The sequence below is a fragment of the Acinetobacter sp. CFCC 11171 genome, from assembly GCF_003268405.1.
Taxonomy (GTDB): domain Bacteria; phylum Pseudomonadota; class Gammaproteobacteria; order Pseudomonadales; family Moraxellaceae; genus Acinetobacter; species Acinetobacter amyesii.
The window spans coordinates 1-2,029 of record NZ_LQXP01000078.1 but is presented as its reverse complement, the minus strand read 5'-3'; the positions used below and the strand labels follow the sequence as shown (position 1 = coordinate 2,029).

General features: G+C 41.5%; 1 protein-coding gene. It reads right to left on the bottom strand.

What is annotated here, in order from left to right; genetic code table 11:
• Nucleotides 1-177 precede the first annotated feature (177 nt).
• Nucleotides 178-1,797 carry an oleate hydratase gene (locus AVJ20_RS17810; RefSeq protein WP_004883953.1) on the bottom strand — a complete coding sequence of 540 codons (1,620 nt, stop codon included), beginning with the start codon at nucleotides 1,795-1,797 and terminating at the stop codon, nucleotides 178-180.
• Between the last annotated feature and the right edge of the window lie 232 nt (nucleotides 1,798-2,029).

The window sequence follows — 2,029 nt, the reverse complement described above, 5'->3', positions numbered from 1 at the left end:
ACCCTTACTTTTGATAAGCCAAAAGAAAGCAAAAGCCTTTGTTACCCATACATAACATCCCTATTATGATGGATAACGTGTGGCATCCCTGCCACACTCGTGTATCCAAACGTTGCTTAAATTAAACTATGTAATAGTGGCGACATAAAGGTGCTCTTATCGCTATATATTAAAAACTTAGTGGAACACTGTTTCTAAAGCTTTTAAACCCACTTTGGGATCAAGTAGACCGTTGTAAATTTCAGGGATTTCACGTTCCACCCCAAAAAATTCATAAATGGCAAGCATCGCCCCACGAACTGAATATTCCACAGTAAAGACCACGTCATCTTCAATTTCCACAAACTGTCCAAGGAAAGCAAAGTTTTGTGAGCCTTGTGGAATTACCTGTGGACGATCCCCCGGTTTACGGCAGGCGAATAGGGCAGAGGCGTATGGCATCATGGCGGTAGTAACATCAGTCGTTGCCAAAACATGATCTAAAATGTCGTCAAAACCGAGCTGTTTAATCAGTTCTGTTAGGATTTCTTGCCCCGTGGCTTCGGACATTGGTTTTTTGATGTAATCGCCTATATGGTCAATTTGGAAACCGTAGCCCCATAAGGTATATAAACCTTCAGGTAAGTCGGCAAAGTGTGGCTGTGCAGGAACCACGATGGATAAATGCCAACCCGACTCATACCAAGTCATGAGTGCGCCTGTGCCTGGTTCATTGCCTGTATAGTCAATAATACGTTTAAGTAGCACGTCATCTTTCATGGTCAGAGTGAAAGACTCCCACTTATGTTCATCGACATTGCCATAAAAAGTCATTGGACGGCCAAAGTCTGGGGCTTTTTGTGCCAGCGTTTCCCAAAGCGTCCAGCCATGATCTTCTCGATGACGAATAAGGGCAGGCACGTCATGATTACCGCCATAACGTGAGTCTGCTGTAATAGAGCCTAAAGTGAAAATAGCTAAATCATTGGCTTTCAGATTAATTTGCTCTGAGCCTTCAGGCAATTGTACATATAGGCGTGAAGCGTAGCGTTCTTGAGTTTCAGCATTGGTAATGAAGTCTGCATCTGTGACATAGTGTCCAAAACGCACATCGACGCCTTGTGCGACTAACCAACGCTGTAGGGGCAGAATCATCGAGTCATATTGGTTGTACTTGGTACGTTTCACACCCGCTAAGGTATGAATGCGTGGCAATTCTTGAATAAAACGCAAGAAATAGCGTCTTAACTCTGCTGCACTGTGCCATTTTTGAAAAGCGAAAGTCGTGCGCCACATGCGCCAGAAATTGGTTTCAAAAAAGGTTTCATCAAAAAACTCATCAATGCGGCGACTGCCAATTTTTTCTTCTTTTGAAGCTAATAGGCGCAGCATCTGTGCACGATGTAGCGTATTCAGACCAAGCTTTGCTGCATCCGCAATGACATGTTCGGCATCAATCAACCGTGCATTGGCGTGGGTTTTCACTTTTTCATTAAACTCACGACATTCTTCACGCACCGAAATGTCTGGATTTTCCAAAGATGGAATACTGGAAAATAAGTCCCATAGGCACAAATAAGTTTCATCGGTCAGCATTCGCCCACCACGTGTTACCCAAGCTTGCGCGGCATGCGGTGTATGTCCACCATCCATCGAACCACCTGAAATATCGAGTTCTTCTAAAATATGGATATTTTTGGCAGGGACTTTGGCATCACGGATTGCAAATGCAGCAGCAGCCATACCTGCGATACCACCACCAATAATCCAAAGATGGGACTGTTGCGCGTCTAATGGGGTGCGCTTCTTATTTTGCATGGTTCACCTTTAATTATGATGTTAAAAATTATGAAGTAAAAAAATTGGTTTAGAAAAACCTTAAAAATAGTATGTCTTTTTATATATGAAAAATGTATGAAATGGGAAGCAATCCCCTCATTATATTTTGTAATCAAAAATAGACGTATGATGGCTATTTTTAATACACATTTGTCTTTTTTTTAAAATAAAATATAATTTAAGCAATTGATTTTATTATTTTATTGAGTAA